Raw genomic sequence first — 247 nt, 5'->3', positions numbered from 1 at the left:
CAATGCCGGCCTCCTGATCAACACCGGCACCATCTCCGGAGGTGCGACCAATGCCGGCACGGCGCTCAGCAGCGGCGTGATCGCCGGCGGCGTGGCCAACAGCGGCACGCTGTCCAACAGCGGCACCGTCGCGGGCGGCCTGACCAACACCGGCACGGCCCTCAACACCGGCGCCATCGGTGGTGGCGCGGCCAACAGCGGCAGCCTGGTCAACGCCGGCACCCTCGCGGGCGGGCTGACCAACACC

General features: G+C 72.5%; 1 pseudogene. It reads left to right on the top strand.

Features of this window, described 5'->3' with window-relative positions:
• A pseudogene (locus ACLBX8_RS32370) lies at nucleotides 1-247 on the top strand (hypothetical protein); the annotation flags it as partial.

It is taken from the genome of Methylobacterium sp. D48H (assembly GCF_053345715.1).
This window is presented reverse-complemented; position numbering and strand designations above follow the sequence as displayed.